Here is an 18618-nt window from a genome sequence, read left to right on the forward strand (position 1 = left end):
TCCTCGAACGTGGGGGTGCTCGACCGCGGACCGCGCGCCTGACTGGCACTCACCGGGGCCGCAGGGGGACGGCCGTGCGGTGGTCCGCGCTCGGGTGCCGGAACCCTCACACGCCGTCATGCCACCGTCAACGGCTGGAGCGCGGCACTCGTGCGGTTGGCAAGTTCTGTCAAGCTGCGGGTTCTGTGAAGAGGTTGAGACCAAGAGGTTGAGACCAGTTGGCGGTCATCGGATGTACGCGGCGGCTCCGGTCGAGTACCGTCCTCAGCAAGGCCCTCGGCAAGGTCCTCGGCAACGGAAGGACCGGACCGGACCGGGAGAGCGCGCGAAGGATCGACCGGGAGCGGACTCGGGAGGGCAGCCCCGTGCACCGGAACCACGCCACTGCACCGGACACGGCCGACGCACCGCCCGCCGCCGTCCCGCTCGTCGACGCACCGCCCGCCGCCGTCCCGCCGGCCGAACCGCTCTGGCGGGCCTTCGGCGCCCGGCTGCGGCACTGGCGCCGCCGGGCCGGCCTCACCCAGGCGCAGCTCGGCGCTGCGATCGGCTACGACCACACCGCCGTCAGCAAGTTGGAGCACGGCACCCGCCGGGCCGCCCCGCGGCTCGCCGCCCGGCTCGACGACCTGCTCGCCGCCGATGGCGACCTGCGCGCCGCCTGCCTCCGGGCCGAGGAGTGGGACCGGGAGGCGCCCGCCGCACCGGCCGACTGGGCCCGACCGCCGCTGCCAGGCACCCCCGGCGCCGGCCCCCGGCCGCAGCCCGCCCCGCCGCTCGTACCGCCGCCGGTCGTCGACCCGCCCAGCCGCCTCCCCGACTACGGCATGCTCTGTCCGCTGCACGGTGCCGACGGCTGCGCCGTCCCCGCGCCCGCCGACGCCGCCGCCCTGCACGCCGCGTTCTGCGCCGCCGACCCCGACACCGCCCCGCCACTGGACGCCGACACCGCCCACGCCCTGGCCGGCCTGCTCGCCGCCCGGCTCCGTGCCGGCGAGACGCCCGTCGCGCCCGGCACCGCCGCCGTCGAGGAGACCCTGCGGGTCATCCTCCGCCGGCTCGCCCGCACCCGATCCGCCCGCGCCCGGCGCCCGCTCGCCCGGCTCGCCGCCGAGTACGCGCACGCCGCCGGCGGCCTGCGGATGCAGGACGGGCGCAACGCCACCGCGATGGCCTGCTTCGACCGCGCGCTCACCTGGGCCGAACTGGCCGACGACCCGGCCACCCAGGTCGCGGCGCTCAGCGACATGAGCACCCTCGCCCGGCTCGACGGCGACCCGGCCGCCGCCCTCGGTTACGCCGTGGAGATCGGCCGCGCCGCGCCCGGCCGGCACTGGGCCGGTGCGATGTCCCAGGTCGGCCGGGCCCGCGCGTACGCCCTGGCCGGCGACGTCCGGGGCGCCGTGCGGCACATCGCCCGGGCCCGGCTCCACCTGGACCACATCGGCGAGCACGACGAGTCCGACGCGCCCTGGCTCTCCATCGCCTCGATGCGCCTGCGGGTCGAGGCCGGCGCCGCGGCCGCGCTGCGCGATGCCGCGGTGGCCGTCGACGATCCCCGGCTGGCGCTGCGCGCCGTCGATGCGGCCGGCACCGCGCTGCGCCTCCTCGCGCCCGACCAGCTCCCGACCGCGCGGCTGCTCTTCACCATCCGGATCGCCGACTGCCACCTCTGCGCCCACGACCCGCGCACTGCCGCCGAGCTGGTCGGACCGCTGCTGGCGGATGCTGCCGCGCTGCCGGCGCTGGTCCGGCACGAACTGCGCGGACTGCAAGACCGGTTGGCCGCCGCCGGGCTGGCGGGATCCTGACGGCCGGAGGCGATCACGCCGCCCGCGGGTGGTGCCGGGCGGGCGCGAGCTGCCGGGGGGGCGAAGAGGACGACTTGCACCGAAACGCTGGAAGGTCCGTCACCTGGCGAGCCAGGTGACGGACCTTCCAGCCGATGGCGCCAGCCCCCAGCGCACTTCCACGTGCTGGGGTTGCTCGGCGACGGCCGCCCCGAGGTGCTCTCCCGGGTCGTTGACCGTCATCGCCCCCTTCAGCCGCACGCCCGGTTCGTCCTGTGACGTGTGGTCCGGGCGGCAGCGATCAATTCGGCGGGTTGATGGAGAACACCATGCGCGAGGGATCCGAGTAGTTCAAACGCTCGTTGATTCCCCACAGACGGCCTGCCGACGGCGACCAGGACAGGTTCTGGGTCAGGCGCGGGGCCCGGGTCAACACGTGCGGTGCCTCGCCCGGCTTCGCCCGGTGGATGCAATAGGGGTCGTCGCTGTTCTCGATCTTCGAATCGGCGAACTCAGGACACAGGCCGCTGAAGTAGTAGTAGGTTCCGTCGGTCGCCGCTCCCTGCACCTTCCAGATCGGCACCCGGTAGGCGGCGTTCGCTGTCACCGCGCCCGTGTAGTTGTTGGGGCCGTTCGTCTCAAGGAGTGCGTCGGCCGCGTTGAGCGGCCAGCGGACGACGGGGCCCCCGCCGTGGAGCATGAACTGGGAGGTGACGAGGCTGTCGGTGCCGTTACGGTCCGGGCTCAGCGAGGTGGGGCAGGGGGCGGTGGCGGTGCAGTCCCCGCTGCCGTTGGAGTAGCTTCCGATCATCGGCAGGGCGTAGTTGTGGTAGGCCGCGGACGCCGTGCTACCGGTGACCCCGACCTGGTCGGTGTGCGCGCCCAGCTTCCACAGGTGTCGCAGGTCGTAGACCTGGATCACGTGGCCGGTGGCCAGGAAGAGCTTGTTCCCGTACCACGTGATGCCGTCGGCGTGGCCTGCGGAAGCTTTGAAGTTGGCGCTGGTACCGGAGCCGTAGGGGTCGACGAGCAGGACGTTGTTGTAGATCGGCGCACCGCCGGTGCTGTTGTCCACAACCGATATGCGAGACATCGTATTGGTCTTGTTGTGCCAGGACGCGATGTAGACGTACTTGCCGAACCAGGTACCACCGGGCTGGGCGTCGTGGGACCCGGTGGACCCCTGCGGCGTCCACACCGAGGAGACGTCGTCGGCCGGGGTCCAGCAGAACCCGTCGGGGAAGTAGGCGGGGTTGAGGTTGCTGGTGTGGCAAAGCCCGTCACGGCCCGTATAGCCGGTACCCGCGAGAAGCGGTGCAAGGGCAGTCTGATTCGTGAAGCTGCCGACGACGCCCCTCGCTTCGAGGGCGTTGATGGCAGTCCAGCGGCCGCTCATCTATGCCTTTGCGCTGCGGGACCGGGAGTCGCCGCGACCTGGCCGCGGTTCCGAGTGTGCCGCGACGCCTCCGGCCTACCGAATGAGCACTGCTACTCAGGCGGTACCGTGCCGGGCCGGGCGACAATGTAGGACATGATCCCCTGGCCGGTGGACATCCTGCTCGGTGTGCTGCTGCTCGTCCTGGAGACCGGGGCGGCCCTTCGGTACGTGGTCAACGCGGCCTTCGACCAGTGGCGGCGGTCGAAGGGTGGGCAGCCCCGCTCGAAGGAGCCGGGGCCCGCGCTCGTCGTCGTGCCCGTCGTACTGCCGCCCGCGCTCGGTGCGGGTCTGTGGTGGCTGGGGCTGCCGGTCTCGGCCGGCATCCAGTTCGCCGTGCCCGGCGTGCTCGTCCTGCTGCTCGCGATCCTCGCGGTGATAGGTGCCGCCAAGAAACGTCGCGACGAGCGGGACCTGGAGGCAGCGGCCGGGCGTGACCGCTCGTCGGACGTTCCTCCACCCGGCAGCATCGTCGTCCCCTTTCGGTGGGACCCGGACGAGCAGCGCTACACGGCAACCCTCGAAGGCTTCCCGTGCCCGCCCGATGAGTAGCGTCGCGCGCCCGCGCCCGCCCTCCGGCACCCGGCCGACGGGCGGCCCCGGGAGAGGAGAGAAGCCGCGCCGGCCGGAGTCTCACCGGCCGGAGCCTCAACGGCCAGGGGTGAAGGGGCGGTCGCGGCGGGCGTCGTGGAGGACGGAGCCCCACCAGAGCAGCTGGTCGAGCATCACCTTGGCCTCGCCCTCCGGCCCGGCCGGCTCGCGGAGCGTGCCGTCGGCGTCGAACAGCTGGTAGTAGCGGGGGAAGGACACGTAGTTCCGCACGGTGTGCGCCTGGAGCTCGTTGAACACCTGACGCAGCTGCTCGATCGCCAGCAGGCCGCCGCTGGCGCCGCTGTAGCCGACGAAGCCGATCGGCTTGGCCTGCCACTCGGCGTAGTGCCAGTCGATGGCGGCCTTCAGCGAGGCCGGGAAGCTGCGGTTGTAGTCGGGCGTCACGACGACGACCGCGTCGGCGGCCGCCAACTTCGCTGTCAGCTCGGCCATTCCGGCCGGTCGGACCAGGTCCGGGTTCATCGCCGGCGGCATGGCGGGCAGTTCGAGCGGGATGTCGAAGTCCGCCAGGTCGAGCACGTCGACCTCGAACTGGCCGTGCCGCTCGGCCTGTTCGGTGAACCAGCGGGTCACGACGGGGGCGAAGCGGCCCTCCCGGACGCTGCCGACGAGCACGGCGAGCTTCAACGGTCGGGACGGGGACTGCAGCTGGGTCTGGGACGGGGACTGGGACACGGCGGTGCTCCTCGGAATCGCGAGTGGACAGGGGATGCCATCGGTGTGGCCGCCCCGATCGGGGCCGGCTCCACCAGACTGCCGGGCCCCGGGGAACCGGAGGAAGGCCGGGCGGAGAGTGGTAGTGGCAGGGCCACGATCCGCCCGGGGCGGGGGTGTTAGGTTCGCCGGGTGAGCGACAACGAACTGGGACTGTTCCTGCGCCTCCGCCGGGAGGCCGTCACCCCCGCCGAGGTCGGCCTGCCCACCGGGGCGCGCCGCCGCACCCCCGGGCTGCGCCGCGCGGAACTGGCGACGCTCGCCGGGGTCAGCGTGGAGTACCTCACCAGGCTGGAGCAGGGCCGGGACCGCCGGCCGTCGCCGCCGGTGCTCTCCGCGCTGGCGGACGCGCTGCGTCTCACCGCCGCCGAGCGCGTGCACCTGTACCGGCTCACCAAGGGCGCCGACCCCGGCTTCAGCTGCACGGGCGCGTCCGGTCCCAACCGGGTGGTGCGGCCCACGGTCCAGGCGCTGCTCGACCGTCTCGAACCGTCCCCGGCCGTGCTGTTGAACCGGCTGAGCGAGGTGCTGGCCTGCACGGACGGCTACCGGCAGCTCGTCGGGCCGATCGGCCTGCTCGACGGCGCCCGGCCGAACCTCGCCCGCTTCGTCTTCACCGACCCGCGGGCCCGCACCGCCTACCCGGACTGGGTCCGCGTCGCCGATGAGCAGGTCGCCGCGCTCAAGCAGGGCCCGGGCCGCTCCAACCCGCACATGGACGGCCTGATGGACGAGCTGACCGTCTCCTGCGGCGCGGAGTTCGCCGACCGCCTGGAGTCGCTGCCCGGCCTGCCGAAGGCCAGCGGGATCACCAGGATGGTCCACCCGGAGGCGGGCGAGCTGCGTCTCGCGTACGAGACGCTGGACCTGCCCACCGACGACGACCAGCGCCTCATCGTCCACCTCCCGGCCGACGAGGCCGCCGCGGCCGCGCTCGACCGTCTCACCGGTCTGCGCCCCGGCGGCCTCCGCGCGGTCTGAATGCCCCGAGCGGCCGGGCACCGCGGGGGCCGCCGGATCCGGCAGCACCTGGAGGGCGCCAGGGGAACGGCCCACCCGACCACCACCACCGTCGCCGCCCGCACGGTCCGGACCGCCGAGAAGCTCGCGGCGGCGTTGCAGGACGAGGGCCCGCCCCCGTTCCCGGCGGCCGGACAGCGTGCTCAGCGGGGCGGTGCGACCAGCCCCAGCTCGTACGCGGTGATCACGAGCTGAACCCGGTCCCGCGCGCCCAGCTTGGTGAACAGCCGGGACACGTGCGACTTGGCGGTGGCCACCGAGATGACCAGGTCCTGCGCGATCTCGGCGTTCGACCGGCCGCGCCCGACCAGCGTCAGCACCTCCCGCTCCCGCTCCGTGATGCCCTCGACGGGCTGCGCCGACGGCACGGTCGCGCGCGTGGCCGCCGGCTGCCGGACGAAGTCCGCGATCAGCCGGCGCGTCACCCCCGGCGCGATCAGCGCGTCGCCCGCGGCGACCACGCGGACGGCTGCGAGGATGTCGTCCAGCGCCATGTCCTTGACCACGAAACCGCTCGCGCCCGCCCGCAACGCACCGTGGACGTGGTCGTCCTCGTCGAAGGTGGTCAGGACGAGGACGCGGGTCGACCCGCCGTCGGCCGTGATCCGGCGGGTGGCCTCGATCCCGTCCATGCCGGGCATCCGGATGTCCATCACCACGACGTCCGGGGCGAGTTCGGCGGCCAGCCGGACCGCCTCGGCGCCGGTCGCGGCCTCCCCGACGACCTCCAGGTCCGGGTGGTCGGCCATCAGCACGCGCAGGCCGGAGCGGACCAGCGGCTGGTCGTCGGCCAGCAGCACGCGGACGGGCGTCACCGGGCCGCCTCCGCCGTCGTCGCGGTGGCCCTGTCCGGGGTCTCGGCCGGCGCCGTGACGGGCTCGGGCAGCGGAAGCCGTGCCGCCACCCGGAAGCCGCCCTCCGGCCGAGGACCGACGCTGAGCCGGCCGTGCAGCAGGGCGACCCGCTCGCGCATGCCGACCAGGCCGAAACCCTGGCCCGGGTTCTTCCCGGGCGCGCGCGCCGCCCCGCGGCCGTCGTCGACGACCTCCACGGACAGCTCCTCGTCCCCGTACTCGACGGCCACCCGGCAGTGGCCGACGTCCGCGTGCCGGACGACGTTGGTCAGCGCCTCCTGCACGATACGGTAGGCCGACAGGTCGAGCTCGGGTGGCAGTGGACGCTGGTCCCCGCTGCGGCGGAGCTCGACGCGCACGCCCGCGTCCGCGGTCGCCGCCACCAGCCGGTCGAGGTCGGCGAGTCCCGGCGCGGGTGCGGGCGGTTCCCGCCGAGTGTTCGAGGCGAGCGAGCCCCGACCGGCTTCGGCCGGATCGGTCCGACGGAGTGCCACCAGGGTGCGGCGCAGGCCCGCGAGCGTCTCCCGGCTGGTGGCCTCGATCGCCTCCAGCGCCTCCCGGGCCGCCGCCGGCTGGGTGTCGAGGACCCGGCTCCCCACGCCGGCCTGGATGGCCACGATACCGATGCTGTGCGCGACCATGTCGTGCAACTCCCTGGCGATCCGGAGCCGTTCGGCCGTCACGGCCTCGGCCACCTCCTGCGACCGCAGCGCAACCGCGTGGTCACGGCGCTCGCGGCCCAGCAGGCCGACCGCACCGGCTGCGGCGAGCGCGAGCAGCACGATCACCACGTTGACGGTCAGGTTGTCCCCGTGCGCGAACGCGGCGACGACGAGGAGTTGCACGGTGAACGACACCGTGCCGGCGACGACGGCCACCCGCCGGGTGCGGGTGGCGACGATGAAGCCGACGACGGCGTCCACCGCAAGGTAGGAGAGGAATTCGCTCTGGTACCCCACCGCCAGTCGGTTGTGGGCGGCGCCGGAGGTGGACAGCACCATGGCGGTGGCCCCGACCAGCGTGAGGGCCAGCGCCGGCAGCGGCTGCCGGCGCACCACTCCGATCAGCATGGCCGCGGCCAGCAGCGAGCCGACGGCCGGCACCGTCGCGGGCGCCCGCGACGAGCCCCCGATGAGGAGGAGGAGCACGAGGACGTAGAGCACACCTCCCGACCAGGCCACGGCGGCACGGCCGGTCGGTGGGGTTGCGCCGAGCCGGTCGGAGGAGCGCGAGGGCTCGGCGGTCGGTGTTGCGTCGTCCATGCGGTGAGACTAGCCAGCCGTCATGCGCACGGCATCGGCCCGGGGATGTACGCCCGTGGGTGAATGCCGGCGGCTGAGGTGCCGTCCCCGGTCCGATGCCCGGGCCGGGGCCCCGGCGGCAGAGTCGTCTGCGTGATCGAAGTCAACGAACTCACCAAGCGATACGGCGGTAAGACGGCCGTGGACCGGCTGTCCTTCACCGTGCGGCCGGGTCGGGTCACCGGATTCCTCGGCCCCAACGGCGCGGGCAAGACCACCACCCTGCGGATGATCCTCGGCCTGGACGCGCCCACCGGCGGGACGGCCACGGTCGACGGCGTGCCGTTCCGCAGCCACCCGCGCGGGCTCCGGCACGCCGGGGCCCTCCTCGACGCCGGCCAGGTGCACGGCGGCCGCAGCGCGGCAGCCCACCTGGCGGCGCTGGCGCGAGGCAACGGCATCCCGCTGCGCCGGGTGGGCGCGGTGTTGGAGGAGGTGGGCCTGGCGGAGGCGGCGGGCCGCCGGATCGGCGGCTTCTCGCTCGGGATGAAGCAGCGACTCGGGATCGCCACGGCGCTGCTCGGGGATCCTCCGGTGCTCATGTTCGACGAGCCGGTCAACGGCATGGATCCGGAGGGCGTGCTGTGGGTGCGCCGGCTGTTCCGACGGCTGGCCGGGGAGGGACGGACGGTCTTCCTCTCCAGCCACCTGATGTCGGAGATGGAGAACACCGCCGACGATCTCGTCGTCATCGGGCGAGGTCGATTGATCGCGGCCGAGCCGGTCCAGGACTTCGCGGCCCGCAGTGCGCGGCGCAGCGTCCTGGTGGGTACGCCGAGGGTCGCCGAGCTGTCGGCGGTGCTGGCCGGCGAGGGTGCGTCGGTCGAGCCGGAGGGCTCGGGGGGCGGGGAGCGGATCACCGTGACGGGGCTGCCCGCGGACCGGATCGGCGCGCTCGCCTTCGCGCACGGGATCCCGCTGACCGAACTGACCGGCCGCTCGGCGTCACTGGAGGAGGCCTTCATGGAACTCACCGCGGACAGCGTCGAATACCTGGCAGGAGAACGCCGATGACCACTCTCACCGCTGTGCCGCCTTCGCGCTTCGGCGACCTGCTCGCCGCAGAGTGGATCAAGCTGCGGTCGCTGCGCTCGACGGCGTGGACGCTCGCCCTCTCGACGCTGTTCGTGGTCGGCTCGGCGGCGGTGGCGGCCCTGGCCGACGTCCGGAACCTCGCGGGCGGCGCGTCGGGCCGGGCGCGGCCCGAGGGCTTCGTGCCCTTCGACGCCTACCCGCCGGCCGGCTACCTGACGTTGATGCTGGTGGCCGGGAGCGCGGGCGCGTTGACCGTGGTGAGCGAGTACGGCACCGGTCTGATCCGGACGACGACCGTGGCGGTGCCCGCGCGGGGGTCGGTGGTGCTGGCTAAGGCGGTCGTGACGGGGGTGGTGTGGACGGTGGCGGGGGCGGTGATCTCGACCGGGTCGTTCCTGGTCTCGCAGGCCGTCCTCGACGGGGAAGGGATGGGTGTGGCGATCACCCACCCCGGGGTGGCGCGGGCGCTGGTCGCGTCGGCGTTGCTGGCCCCGGTGTGCGGAGTGGTCGGCGTGGGGCTCGGGGTACTGATCCGGCACAGCGCGATGACGATGGTGAGCAGTGCGTTCCTGTTGCTGATGTTCCCGTTGTTGTTCTCGACGAGCTCGCGGTGGTCCGCGGATGTGAACCACGTGACGCTCTTCGCGGCCTGGAAGCGCCTGGTCCAGAACTGGGGCGACTCGCCGGACAACCTGGAGTACACGGCCACGGTGCCCGGCGCGGTCGCAGTGTTCGTCCTCTGGCCGCTGGTGGCAGTCGTACTGGCGGTGCTCGCAGTACGGCGCCGCGACGTGTGAGCGGAAGAGAGACGGAGGGAGTGGGAAGTCGGTCATTCCGACTTCCCACTCCGGGCATTCTGATCAGATCGTGTCGAAGCCCCCGGCGCGGACGGCATCGACGAATGACTGCCAGGCGGCAGAGGGGAAGATGAGGGCCGGCCCGTGGGGGTCCTTGGAGTCTCGGACAGGGACGACATCGGTGAAGCCATCGGCGACCTCGACGCACTGGCCGCCTTGGCCACTGAACGTACTCTTGCGCCAGCGAGCGGCGGATAGGTCAGCATGCACTTTCAAACTCCTTTCGCACTATGCGGATCAGCTCAAGGGACGCGGCCAGTGGCAGCGCTTCAACCTGTAGCCGATCGTAGTCCCTGGCCCAGCTGGCTACGGTTTCAGGATCTCGTTCCAGAAAGCCACGTTGATGACTCTCCGTATACCCGAGCATGGTCCGGTTGGGCATGGTGAGGAGGGTTACCGGATGGGCGAACGGACGATGTTCGCCGAGGCGAATCGGTGCCACCTGGATGGTCATGTGGGGCTTGCTAGTGAGCAGTTCCAGATGCCGGAGCTGGGCAGCCATCACCGCAGGGCCGCCGATCGGCCGACGCAGGCTCCACTCGTCGATTACCGCGTGAACGAGGGGCGGTGAGGGACGTTCCAAGAGGGCTTGCCGTACAAGAAGGAACCTGATTCGCTCGTCCGCCTGCTGTTGGGTGGCAGTGCCGCGCTGTACGGGAGCCGATTCGTAGGCCGCCGCATACTCGGCGGTCTGTAGGAGACCTGAGATGACGCCGATCTCGAAGAGTCGAATGTGGACTGCCTCGGCCTCCTTCTCCGCGTACTCGGGGAAGCCCTCTATCAGGATGCTGTGGTCGAGCTGATCAAGCATCAGAGCAAGCGTGCCGCCGGTTGCAAGCAGCTTGTCTGCGAGCTCCACGAACTTCCGGCTCGGTGGCCGTACTCCGCGCTCGACGCTGGAGATGTATGCACCGGAGTACCGCATCTCCGAGCCCAGACCGGTCTGGGTCAGCCCGCGCGCCTCTCGCGACCTGCGAAGCTGCACCCCAAGGGCCGCATAGGGAGATGACGTGGGGTCAAGGTCCTTGCGGTTCACGGCGCTCCTCAACTGAACCGATCCCAAGTGGCGAGTTCAGATTCTTCCCCGGTGTGGGTTCGCTGCGCAAGCATGGATGCACAGAACGTGCAAACCCGACTCCGGAGGGTGTCCATGACGCCGCCTGCTCGCATCCAGCCATCGCCCGGACTCCACGGGTACGGGGTGCGCTGGGACCACACTGCCCGGCTCTACCGGGTGCGGAACGAGATCACGGGGGAGTGGTTGCGGGGGCCGGGCGGGGAGTTGGCCGGCTTCTCGCTCCTCTCGGCCGCCGCCTCGGCCTGGCGGGCCTTCGAATGCCACCGCAGGAGCGTCTGATGGGATCCGTCCTCACCCGCGTCACCGAGGAGCGGCGCCGTGCTGCCGCGTACGCGCTCGAAGACCTCCTCGCCGTCCTCGCCCTCGCCGGAGCCGACCTTCCGGACGCCGAAATCGACTGGAGCTACGGCCGGTTGACCGGCTCCTATCTGATCGACCTCGGCTGCGCACCGCCCGACCGCATCGCCCGCATCGCGGACCTCCTCCGCAAGGGTCTCCGCTTCGAGCAGCAGGCATGAGCTCCACCCACGCCTTCGACCTCGCCGGGCGCCTGCTCTGGTGGTTGCTCTTCGCCGCCGCGCTCATCGGCGGGCTCCGTCGTCTCGCCTCCAAGGCCGCCACCCCCCACCACCGAAAGAGAGCACGACCGTGCGCACCGTCCGTGACCCCCGACTCCTCGCCAAGCCGCCCGTCTGCCGGCTCGGCTGCCTCGCGCTCCTGCGCGACCAGGCCGGGCACGTCCTCGTCGTCGACCCCGACTTCCTGGACGGCCTGATCCTCCCCGGCGGTGCGGCCGACACCAACGAGCCGCCGCACCTCGCCGCCTCCCGACACCTCCAGGCCCAGACCGGCATCGTCCGCCGGATGACGCACCTGCTCGCCGTCGACTTCTCGCCCGCCGACCGGTACCTCGAACGCCTCAACCTCGTCTTCGACGCGGGCGTCATCACCGGTCCGGCCGCGCAACGACTCGCCGTTCCGCCGCAGCACCACAGCAACCTGCTGGGTGCGCGCTTCGCCGACCCCGCCCACCTGGGCACCCTGATGAGCCTGGCCCAGAACGCCCGCGTCCAGCAGGCCCTCGCCAACGTCGGCCGTTCCCTCCCGCTCCTCACCCACGGGCAGCGCTCGGCCTGAGCGAAGGTGTTCGCCGATCGGCACGGAAACCCCCGCTCAGGAGGCGTCCGCTACGGCACGGCACTCGCCGACGGCTGCTCGCCGTTCTGGGCCTGCTGGGCTCGATCGGCGAGCAGGCGGGCGAAGGCGAGCAGTTTGCCGTCGTCGACCTTCTTGTAGCCGCCGTCGTACGAGACCCGGCCGATGACGGTACCCACGCGCAGGTACACGACGGCCGTGTACTGGTATTCCGAGCCGGTGTAGGTGCGCCCGGAGAAGGCGGAGCTGGCGTCGCCCACCGTACCGAGCGACATGGGGGCCAGGTTGTTGTCGACGGTCCGCTGCGCACCGTCGACAACCTTGCCGTACCCGGCCTCGGCGGTCTCGGCGCCGTCGAAGGTCGCGTACTGGAACGAGATCCTGGTGGCGCCTGCGGAGTCGGCGGCCTTCACCTCGCCGTTGGCCAGCCGCCCTTGGCAATCCTCGGTGCACCCGTCCAGTTCCGGCGAGCTCTCCAGGTTCCACCCGGACGGCATGGACCGCAGGTCCGGGGCAATGCCCTTCGCCAGCGTCGGGTCGGTCACCGCGGCCACTCTGTTCCGGCTGCCGCCAGAGGACCAGGGGCTGTCGTCGCCCTCCACCGTGTGGACCACCCCGTTGAGGGCGAACGACAGCACGATCACCGCCGCGAGCGCGGCGACGGCCACGACGCCGGGGCTCTTGCGGATCGTCACCGGGCCGATGGTGATCACGCCGTTGCGGACGTTGCCGCCGATGTTGATGCTGTTGCTCGCCGGTGGTGCAGCCGGCAGGCCGGCGGCCTGCCGGATCCGGTCGGCGAAGTCCGGGTCGCCCTCTATCAGCAGCAGGAGCCGGGCCCGCAGGTCGTCGGCGGTCCCGGGCGCGGCCGGATCGCCGTCGAGCCTTTCCAGCGCCTGTCGGCCGTCCTCGTCCAAGCCGAGCCGCTCGCGTGCGACACGGCCTACCTGGGCTGCCACAGCGGTAGTCGTCGCTCCTGCCACCCCGTTGGCAAGACCGGTGAGCACCGCCGTGACCCACGCCGCCAGCACCGCGCTTTCCATGGTTCCCCCACCCCACATCGACAGCCGGTTCGTGGGGCCAGCATGGCCGTCGCTCCGTGCGCCGACAATGCCCCGGACACGGTCGTGACGATCCCGTACCCGCCCGGGTGCGGGTGGCTCAATCCCCTTCTGCACCAACTGACTTCCTCTGTCACTGGCGCCGCGGCCGGGACAGGCGGGCCGCGGCGCCCCGACTGTCAGTCCCCCGCGTCACAATCCCCGCATGGAGAAACCTGCGATCGTCTCGGCGGAGGAGTGGCAGCTCGCCCGCGACGAGCTGCTCAAGGCCGAGCGGGGTGGACCGGCTGGTCTTCCGCAGCAGCGTCCTCGACCTCACCCCGTACGGCAGGCAGGAGGACTGGGGGGCTCCCTGGACGGCTGGCCGCAGCGGCCCACCTACGGGTAGCCGACGCCGTGGGTTCCGGGTGGGTGGTCGCATCGGCCGTGCCGTCCATCCGGCCAGGGCCACCTCGTCCGGGTGTTCGTCATTCGTCTGGGTGTTCGCAGCCGCCCACCCGTTGGGGTGGCTCGGCGGCGGGTGGTCTGTACACGCATCATTTGCTTGGCTTGAATCGACCCACTTCGTCGGCGGGCGGTGCCGCCCGCGGTACCACCCCCGACCTCAGCTCTCACCACTGAAGTGGAGCCGGCAGTGACCCCTGTGCACGATGGCGTCTACGCGATCGCCAAGCCCGATGAGCAGTTGCTCACCCTCCAGGCCGCCAAGGAGTTCGTGGTCCTGCTGGCCCCGACCGGCGAACCCGGGGAGCAGGACTGGGAGGTGAGTGGCGTCGCCAACGGGAACGTCGTCATCAAGAACCTCCGGCACGACAGCTACATCGGGCTGGACGGCCCGGCGGAGGTGAACCAGCAGGCCCGCGGTACGGTCGAGCCCTTCGAATGGGAGCTGCGCCAGGCGGCCCAGCGGTTCGCGTTCCACATCGTCGTCCCGGGCGGCCCGGTGGAGGGCCGCGAACTGGCGCTGGACCTGAGCGTGCTGGACATCTTCCCGCAGCGCACCGCGCTGCGCCCGCTGGAGGCGTACGACCAGGCGCAGGCCTGGCTGTTCCAGTTCCGGGAGTAGGGCCTGCCTCTTCGGTCGTCCGCGCAACCGGGTGAGGGCGGTCGAGAGGATGCGACCTGGTAGGCGACCCGGTCAACCGGCGCGGGACGACCGCACGGGTGTGGCGTTCCCGTTGCCTCCTCGAAGAACCCGTCCGGGGCGGCCGGTTGGTCGGGCAGGTGGCCGTTGACCCCCGGGGGCGCGAGGCCGTTCAGGTGGCTCAGGGCCGTGGTCGCCGGGTAGGACGCGCCCGGCGCGCGTCCTACCCGGGCGGCAGCGAACGGGCGGTCGGCGGCCCGCCCGCAGGGGGAGGCTCAGTTGCCGGTCTGCAGTTCGCGAACCAGGACGTTCCGGCACACGACGAATCCGGCGGGCTCGCCATTGCTGAGGAGGTGGAGCCTTCGGTAGGCCGGGTGCAGCTTCCCCGTGGAGCCGAGCAGCTGGTCGATCTCCGGGTCGGCCTCCACCTCCTGGATCGTCAGTCCGTGGTAGTGCGATCGGGTCTTCATGCCCAACACGCCGGCGAACTCGGCCTCGGTGATGGTGCTGCCGCGCTCCCGCCAGCGAGTGCGGAACAGGAGCCTCTGTTGTGTGGCCCGGTAGGACCAGACCTGCATGTACCGCGGAAGGTGCAGGAAGAGGGGCTCGCGCGGCGCGCCGACCGGCAGCTCGTCATCATCCCACTCCTCCTCGTCCTCCTCGTCGTCCTCGTCCTCCAGGCCCTTCGGGTCATCGGGTTCTCTGATCCGGTGCTGCGCTGACGATATGTCAATGAAGTCGTCCATGACGTCCACCTTGCCAGCACGGTGTGACGATGCGCGCCGCTGCTCGTGGGGCCCGGGGGAACGGTCGACTCACCAGGGGTGCATTCCCCGGGAAGGGATCACGCACTTCACGCTCGCGCTCGCTCTCCCCGCCACCGTGCAGGGCGCCGTCGGCGCGGCGCCCGACATCGTCCTGGTCGCGGTGCACTGCCACGGCTGGCGCGGGTGTGAGGGTGGGGGGTCGGGGCGTGTCGCCGCGCGGCAGTTGAGGCCTCACGTGTCGGAGGGTCGGTTCGGTTCCGGAAGTGCGGAGGAAACCCCTTGCCGAATGGTCAAGAAGTGTTGACCATTGGAGCATGCCTACCGATGATCTTCCCGGGACGTCGTTCCACGTCACCACCGACGAGCAGCTGCGCGCCGTCTCCAATCTCACGCGCCACCGGATCATGGCCGTGCTCCGCTTCGAGCCCGCGACGATCACGCAGATCGCCGAGCGCGTGGGCCTCGCGAAGGGGAGTTCCAGCTACCATGTGCGGCTGCTCGAACGAGCCGGCCTGGTAAAGGTGGTACGAACGCGGAAGGTCCGGGGGGTCACCGAGCGGTACTACGCGATGGCCGCGCGGTCGATCGTGCTGCCGGACCGGGGCGAGGGAGAGCCGGACGTGCTGATGCGGCACGCGATGGCCGACCTGGAGGCAGCGCCGCTGGACGGCGAGCGGCACGTGCGGATGGCGCATCTGCGGCTCACCGAGGAGCAGTTCGCCGAGCTGGGGGCGCGGCTGCAGGCGCTGGCGGACGAGTACCGGGAGCTGTCCGATCCGGCGCTGCCGGACGCGTCGCTCGTCTTCGCACTGTTCCACCCGGCATGGCGCGAGCAGACCGAAGGAGGTGCCGAGTGACCTCGGACGTTCGGAAGCTGCCCACCGGGTTCGGACGGCTGTGGACCGCGCAGACGGTGTCCTCGCTCGGTGACGGGGTGACTCATGCCGCGCTGCCGCTGCTCGCGTTGACGTTGACGCGGGATCCGATGGCACTCGCCGTCGTCACGGCCGCCGGAACGCTGCCGTGGCTGCTCTTCGGGGTGCTCGGCGGCGCGCTGGTGGACCGCTGGGACCGTCGGCGCACGATGTGGATCGCGGATGCGGCGCGTGCGGTGCTGCTCGCGATGCCGGCGGCGGCAGCCGCGCTCGACGTGCTGAGCATTCCCCTGCTCGCGGCCGTCGCCTTCCTGCTCGGCCTCGGTGGACTGTTCTTCGACACGGCCGCCACGGCCTACCTGCCGGATCTGCTCGGCCGTGACCCCGCGATCCTGGAGCGCGCCAACTCCCGCCTGCGCGGCGCCCAGACCGCCGCGTCCGGCTTCGCGGGGCCGCCCGCGGGCAGTGCGCTGCTCGCGCTCGGGCGGTCGGTCCCACTGCTCGCCGACGCGGTGTCGTTCGCGCTCTCCGCGCTGCTCGTACGGTCGCTGCCCGCCGTTCCCCGGCCCGTGCCGCAGGCCCGTGAGTCACTGCTGCGGCAGGCACGGGCCGGTGCCTCGTACGTGTTCCGGGACCGCTTGCTGCTCGGGCTCGCGCTGCGTCCGGCGGTCGGGAACATCGCCTTCTGCGCGGTGGAGACCGTTCTCGCCCTCTTCGCGCGCGACCGGCTCGGCACCGGCACCCTCGGCTTCGGCCTGCTTCTCACGGCGGAGGCCGCCGGCGGCCTGCTGGGCGCGGGCATCGCCTCCTTCCTCGGCCGACGACTCGGCACCGGCGCCGCGCTCACCTGCACGGCCGCAGTCGAGGGGCTCGCCATCCTGGGCCTCGCCGTCGCCCCGGATCCGTACGTCGCCGGCCTCGCGCTCGCCGTCTGCGGTGCGGCCATGGGCGCCACGACGGTGCTCGGCCCCTCCCTCCGGCAGGCGATCGTCCCCGCCCGCCTGATGGGCAGGGTCGCCTCCACCTCCCGCATGCTCGGCATGTGCGCCGCACCCTTCGGCGCCTTCCTCGGCGGCTGGCTGGCCACCGCCTACGGCGTGCGTACCCCGCTCTACACCGCCGCCGGCCTCCTCCTCGCCATGACCGCCGTCACGGCGACCATGACCAGCAACCGCCGGGTCGAGGCGGCGCTGTGTGCCGCCGCTCCGGCCGGCGATCCGGCTCGCCCGGAATCCCGGGAGCCCGTCGGGCAGGGTTCCCTCTAGCGGGCCCGGCGCAGGCGGCGCGCCTCCGTCCGGAGGCGGGACCAGCCGCCGGCGGCGACGATCGCGCCGGCGGCCAGGGTGGCCGCCGAGTAGCCGACCAGGGCGAGCAGCGGGTGGTCGGCGATCTCGCCGGTGCTGGGGCTCATCCACATCTCCTGCCGGTGGCCGTCGGGTCGGCTGTCGGCGACCCCGCGGCGCTCGCTGCGCGGCTCGCCGCGGAAGGTCCAGTGGTGGACGCAGCTGTGGTGCTCGGAGCCGAGGGTGTCGGGCCCGTGGAAGGAGCCGTCGAGCCGGCACTCGGTGAGGGTGGCGGTGATCGCCTGCGGGGTGCGGACCCAGTCGCGGATGCCGGTGACGGAGAGGTCGGCGGTGGCCGCGCCGATCCAGAGCGTCAGGGTGAGCAGCGCCGTGCCGACGGTGGCCATCGGCGTGCCGTCGCCGTCCCGGATGCCGAGGGAGGCGGCCACCGCGACGGCGAGGCCGGCGGCACCCGTGATCCAGAGCGGGAGGACGGGCAGGACGGCCAGGGGCGAGCCCCAGGACCAGAAGAACAGCGCGCCGGAGGCGGCGCCGATCAGCGCCGCCACCAGCGTGAGCCCGCGCCAGAACACCGTCGATTCCCCGGACATCGCGCCTCCCCGTGCCGAACGGTACCCCCGTACCCTTCCGGCTACCCCGATGCTCCCGGGCGGGGAGGCGGTTCCCGGCGGCCCTTGCGTGTCGCGGCTCAGCCGCCGACTGCGCCTGCCGGGTCGACCGCCGGGAGCCCGTACTCCACCCCGGTCAGGCGCTCCGAGAGGTCCCAGAGGCGGCGCCCGGTGTCGGCATCGGTGGCGGCGGGCGCGAGCTCCACCCGGGTCGGGGCGCCGCGCAGCTCGCCCGCGCCGTCCGGGCCGATGAACTCGCCGCTCCGCACGAGGATGTGCTCGGCGGTGCATTTCTGAGGCTCAGTCATAAGTCACATGCTGACGAGGATGGCACTTGGTGTCAACATGCCTCCGAATGCCGCTCGGGGCATCGCGCTACCATGGCGCGGTGAGCCAGGTGACCTCCCGCCCCGAACCGACCGTGACCATGGCCGAGCGCAAGCGCCGGCTCGTCGCCGACGAGTTGGCCGCGGCGGCCCTGCAACTGCTGGCGCAGAAGGGGTTCGACGCCGTCACCATCGAGGAGATCGCGGCCGTCGCCGGCGTCTCCAAGCGGACCTTCTTCCGGTACTTCGCCTCCAAGGAGGACGTGGTCGTCCAGGTGTTGGCCGACCTCGGCCCCGTGATGCGGACGGAGCTGGCGGCCCGCCCGGCCGGGGAGCGGCCCTCGCTCGCGCTGCGGAACGCCGTCTGGATCTCCGTCGCGGCCTGCGCGGACCGGGCGGAGCGCGGCGGGGCGTCCGAACGCGCCCTGCGGGTGGTGCAGTTGATCCTCGGGACGCCCGCCCTGTTGGCCCGCTTCCTGGAGCGGCAGGCGCAGTGGCGCGACGAACTGGCCGCCGAGCTGGCGCACCGCCTCGGGCTCGACCCGGTCACCGCGATGTATCCGCCGCTCGCGGCCGGGATGGCGCTGTCCGCCTTCGACGCGGTGCTGCGCCGGTGGAGCGGGAGCGACGGGGCCGAGGATCCGGCCGCCCTGCTGGAAGAGGCCTTCGCGGTGCTCGCCCCGGCGCTGGACGCGGTGGCCGGGCCGGCTTCCTGACGTGCCGGCGCCGGACGGGCGCGCCG

At 72.5% G+C, this 18618-nt stretch carries 22 protein-coding genes and 1 pseudogene; 13 read left to right on the top strand and 10 right to left on the bottom strand.

What is annotated here, in order from left to right; all coding sequences use genetic code 11:
- The first annotated feature begins 365 nt into the window (after positions 1-365).
- Positions 366-1811 (top strand): helix-turn-helix domain-containing protein, encoded by a 1446-nt coding sequence (locus tag ACF9IK_RS31295; protein WP_395297430.1) that lies wholly within the window; start codon positions 366-368, stop codon positions 1809-1811.
- Between the two features lie 280 nt (positions 1812-2091).
- Here the strand turns inward: ACF9IK_RS31295 and ACF9IK_RS31300 are convergent, their stop codons facing one another.
- A complete protein-coding gene (locus ACF9IK_RS31300) occupies positions 2092-3186 on the bottom strand; it encodes a hypothetical protein (RefSeq protein WP_395297431.1) in 1095 nt (364 codons plus the stop codon).
- 135 nt (positions 3187-3321) lie between these two features.
- Between ACF9IK_RS31300 and ACF9IK_RS31305 the strand changes: the two genes are divergently transcribed.
- Positions 3322-3777: a hypothetical protein gene (locus ACF9IK_RS31305; protein ID WP_395297432.1), complete on the top strand. Its 456-nt coding sequence runs from the start codon at positions 3322-3324 to the stop codon at positions 3775-3777.
- A gap of 96 nt (positions 3778-3873) precedes the next feature.
- Here the strand turns inward: ACF9IK_RS31305 and ACF9IK_RS31310 are convergent, their stop codons facing one another.
- Positions 3874-4512: an NADPH-dependent FMN reductase gene (locus tag ACF9IK_RS31310; protein WP_395297433.1), complete on the bottom strand. Its 639-nt coding sequence runs from the start codon at positions 4510-4512 to the stop codon at positions 3874-3876.
- 171 nt (positions 4513-4683) lie between these two features.
- Here ACF9IK_RS31310 and ACF9IK_RS31315 point away from each other — a divergent pair, with 171 nt between their 5' ends.
- Positions 4684-5532, top strand: a complete 849-nt coding sequence (locus tag ACF9IK_RS31315; protein WP_395297434.1) for a helix-turn-helix transcriptional regulator — start codon at positions 4684-4686, stop codon at positions 5530-5532.
- A 182-nt stretch (positions 5533-5714) separates the two neighbouring features.
- Here ACF9IK_RS31315 and ACF9IK_RS31320 read toward each other — a convergent pair whose 3' ends face one another.
- The gene (locus ACF9IK_RS31320) at positions 5715-6386 is read right to left on the bottom strand and encodes a response regulator (RefSeq protein ID WP_395297435.1); all 672 of its coding nucleotides are present in this window, start codon (positions 6384-6386) and stop codon (positions 5715-5717) included.
- The gene (locus tag ACF9IK_RS31325; RefSeq protein WP_395297436.1) at positions 6383-7687 is read right to left on the bottom strand and encodes a sensor histidine kinase; all 1305 of its coding nucleotides are present in this window, start codon (positions 7685-7687) and stop codon (positions 6383-6385) included. Before ACF9IK_RS31325 ends, ACF9IK_RS31320 begins: the two co-directional genes overlap by 4 nt.
- Positions 7688-7819: 132 nt before the next feature.
- Here ACF9IK_RS31325 and ACF9IK_RS31330 point away from each other — a divergent pair, with 132 nt between their 5' ends.
- Together ACF9IK_RS31330 and ACF9IK_RS31335 are read left to right on the top strand one after the other, a co-directional pair.
- Entirely contained in the window at positions 7820-8740 is a 921-nt protein-coding gene (locus ACF9IK_RS31330) for an ATP-binding cassette domain-containing protein (RefSeq protein WP_395297437.1), read from the top strand.
- A complete protein-coding gene (locus ACF9IK_RS31335; protein WP_395297438.1) occupies positions 8737-9558 on the top strand; it encodes an ABC transporter permease in 822 nt (273 codons plus the stop codon). Before ACF9IK_RS31330 ends, ACF9IK_RS31335 begins: the two co-directional genes overlap by 4 nt.
- 63 nt (positions 9559-9621) lie before the next feature.
- Here ACF9IK_RS31335 and ACF9IK_RS31340 read toward each other — a convergent pair whose 3' ends face one another.
- Together ACF9IK_RS31340 and ACF9IK_RS31345 are read right to left on the bottom strand one after the other, a co-directional pair.
- Positions 9622-9828, bottom strand: coding sequence for a DUF397 domain-containing protein (locus ACF9IK_RS31340; protein WP_395297439.1), 207 nt, complete (start codon positions 9826-9828; stop codon positions 9622-9624).
- Complete coding sequence (locus tag ACF9IK_RS31345; protein WP_395297440.1) at positions 9818-10654, bottom strand: helix-turn-helix domain-containing protein; 837 nt, start codon at positions 10652-10654, stop codon at positions 9818-9820. Before ACF9IK_RS31345 ends, ACF9IK_RS31340 begins: the two co-directional genes overlap by 11 nt.
- A 114-nt stretch (positions 10655-10768) precedes the next feature.
- Between ACF9IK_RS31345 and ACF9IK_RS31350 the strand changes: the two genes are divergently transcribed.
- The 3 genes from ACF9IK_RS31350 (at position 10769) to ACF9IK_RS31360 (ending at position 11833) form a co-directional block, all read left to right on the top strand.
- Complete coding sequence (locus tag ACF9IK_RS31350) at positions 10769-10975, top strand: hypothetical protein (protein ID WP_395297441.1); 207 nt, start codon at positions 10769-10771, stop codon at positions 10973-10975.
- Positions 10975-11214 (top strand): hypothetical protein, encoded by a 240-nt coding sequence (locus tag ACF9IK_RS31355; protein ID WP_395297442.1) that lies wholly within the window; start codon positions 10975-10977, stop codon positions 11212-11214. The genes ACF9IK_RS31350 and ACF9IK_RS31355 overlap by 1 nt, the downstream gene beginning before the upstream one ends.
- A 130-nt stretch (positions 11215-11344) precedes the next feature.
- Positions 11345-11833, top strand: coding sequence for an NUDIX domain-containing protein (locus tag ACF9IK_RS31360; RefSeq protein WP_395297443.1), 489 nt, complete (start codon positions 11345-11347; stop codon positions 11831-11833).
- 50 nt (positions 11834-11883) lie between these two features.
- Here the strand turns inward: ACF9IK_RS31360 and ACF9IK_RS31365 are convergent, their stop codons facing one another.
- Complete coding sequence (locus tag ACF9IK_RS31365; protein ID WP_395297444.1) at positions 11884-12810, bottom strand: hypothetical protein; 927 nt, start codon at positions 12808-12810, stop codon at positions 11884-11886.
- A gap of 307 nt (positions 12811-13117) precedes the next feature.
- Between ACF9IK_RS31365 and ACF9IK_RS31370 the strand changes: the two genes are divergently transcribed.
- Complete coding sequence (locus ACF9IK_RS31370; protein ID WP_395297445.1) at positions 13118-13300, top strand: hypothetical protein; 183 nt, start codon at positions 13118-13120, stop codon at positions 13298-13300.
- A gap of 246 nt (positions 13301-13546) precedes the next feature.
- Entirely contained in the window at positions 13547-13978 is a 432-nt protein-coding gene (locus tag ACF9IK_RS31375; RefSeq protein ID WP_395297446.1) for a hypothetical protein, read from the top strand.
- Between the two features lie 293 nt (positions 13979-14271).
- On the opposite strand, the gene ACF9IK_RS31380 is transcribed toward ACF9IK_RS31375, so the two are convergent.
- Positions 14272-14742, bottom strand: a complete 471-nt coding sequence (locus ACF9IK_RS31380; RefSeq protein WP_395297447.1) for a hypothetical protein — start codon at positions 14740-14742, stop codon at positions 14272-14274.
- Between the two features lie 335 nt (positions 14743-15077).
- On the opposite strand from ACF9IK_RS31380, the gene ACF9IK_RS31385 reads away from it, so the two are divergent.
- Positions 15078-15620, top strand: a complete 543-nt coding sequence (locus tag ACF9IK_RS31385; RefSeq protein ID WP_395297448.1) for an ArsR/SmtB family transcription factor — start codon at positions 15078-15080, stop codon at positions 15618-15620.
- A complete protein-coding gene (locus ACF9IK_RS31390) occupies positions 15617-16903 on the top strand; it encodes an MFS transporter (RefSeq protein WP_395297449.1) in 1287 nt (428 codons plus the stop codon). Before ACF9IK_RS31385 ends, ACF9IK_RS31390 begins: the two co-directional genes overlap by 4 nt.
- Here the strand turns inward: ACF9IK_RS31390 and ACF9IK_RS31395 are convergent.
- Together ACF9IK_RS31395 and ACF9IK_RS31400 are read right to left on the bottom strand one after the other, a co-directional pair.
- Positions 16900-17532 carry a hypothetical protein gene (locus ACF9IK_RS31395; RefSeq protein ID WP_395297450.1) on the bottom strand — a complete coding sequence of 211 codons (633 nt, stop codon included), beginning with the start codon at positions 17530-17532 and terminating at the stop codon, positions 16900-16902. The two genes, ACF9IK_RS31390 and ACF9IK_RS31395, sit on opposite strands and share 4 nt — an antisense overlap.
- Before the next feature lie 98 nt (positions 17533-17630).
- Positions 17631-17813 (bottom strand): annotated as a pseudogene (locus tag ACF9IK_RS31400) (hypothetical protein); the annotation flags it as partial.
- 164 nt (positions 17814-17977) lie between these two features.
- On the opposite strand from ACF9IK_RS31400, the gene ACF9IK_RS31405 reads away from it, so the two are divergent.
- Entirely contained in the window at positions 17978-18592 is a 615-nt protein-coding gene (locus tag ACF9IK_RS31405; RefSeq protein WP_395298727.1) for a TetR family transcriptional regulator, read from the top strand.
- Positions 18593-18618: the final 26 nt, after the last annotated feature.

Source organism: Kitasatospora hibisci (assembly GCF_043950205.1).
Taxonomy (GTDB): Bacteria; Actinomycetota; Actinomycetes; order Streptomycetales; family Streptomycetaceae; genus Kitasatospora; species Kitasatospora hibisci.

Coding starts and splice junctions, on each gene's coding strand:
- ACF9IK_RS31405 (WP_395298727.1), top strand. CDS start 17,978: ATGGCCGAGCGCAAGCGCCGGCTCGTCGCCGACGAGTTGGCCGCGGCG.
- ACF9IK_RS31325 (WP_395297436.1), bottom strand. CDS start 7,687: ATGGACGACGCAACACCGACCGCCGAGCCCTCGCGCTCCTCCGACCGG.
- ACF9IK_RS31370 (WP_395297445.1), top strand. CDS start 13,118: ATGGAGAAACCTGCGATCGTCTCGGCGGAGGAGTGGCAGCTCGCCCGC.
- ACF9IK_RS31335 (WP_395297438.1), top strand. CDS start 8,737: ATGACCACTCTCACCGCTGTGCCGCCTTCGCGCTTCGGCGACCTGCTC.
- ACF9IK_RS31305 (WP_395297432.1), top strand. CDS start 3,322: ATGATCCCCTGGCCGGTGGACATCCTGCTCGGTGTGCTGCTGCTCGTC.
- ACF9IK_RS31395 (WP_395297450.1), bottom strand. CDS start 17,532: ATGTCCGGGGAATCGACGGTGTTCTGGCGCGGGCTCACGCTGGTGGCG.
- ACF9IK_RS31380 (WP_395297447.1), bottom strand. CDS start 14,742: ATGGACGACTTCATTGACATATCGTCAGCGCAGCACCGGATCAGAGAA.
- ACF9IK_RS31385 (WP_395297448.1), top strand. CDS start 15,078: ATGCCTACCGATGATCTTCCCGGGACGTCGTTCCACGTCACCACCGAC.
- ACF9IK_RS31300 (WP_395297431.1), bottom strand. CDS start 3,186: ATGAGCGGCCGCTGGACTGCCATCAACGCCCTCGAAGCGAGGGGCGTC.
- ACF9IK_RS31355 (WP_395297442.1), top strand. CDS start 10,975: ATGGGATCCGTCCTCACCCGCGTCACCGAGGAGCGGCGCCGTGCTGCC.
- ACF9IK_RS31350 (WP_395297441.1), top strand. CDS start 10,769: ATGACGCCGCCTGCTCGCATCCAGCCATCGCCCGGACTCCACGGGTAC.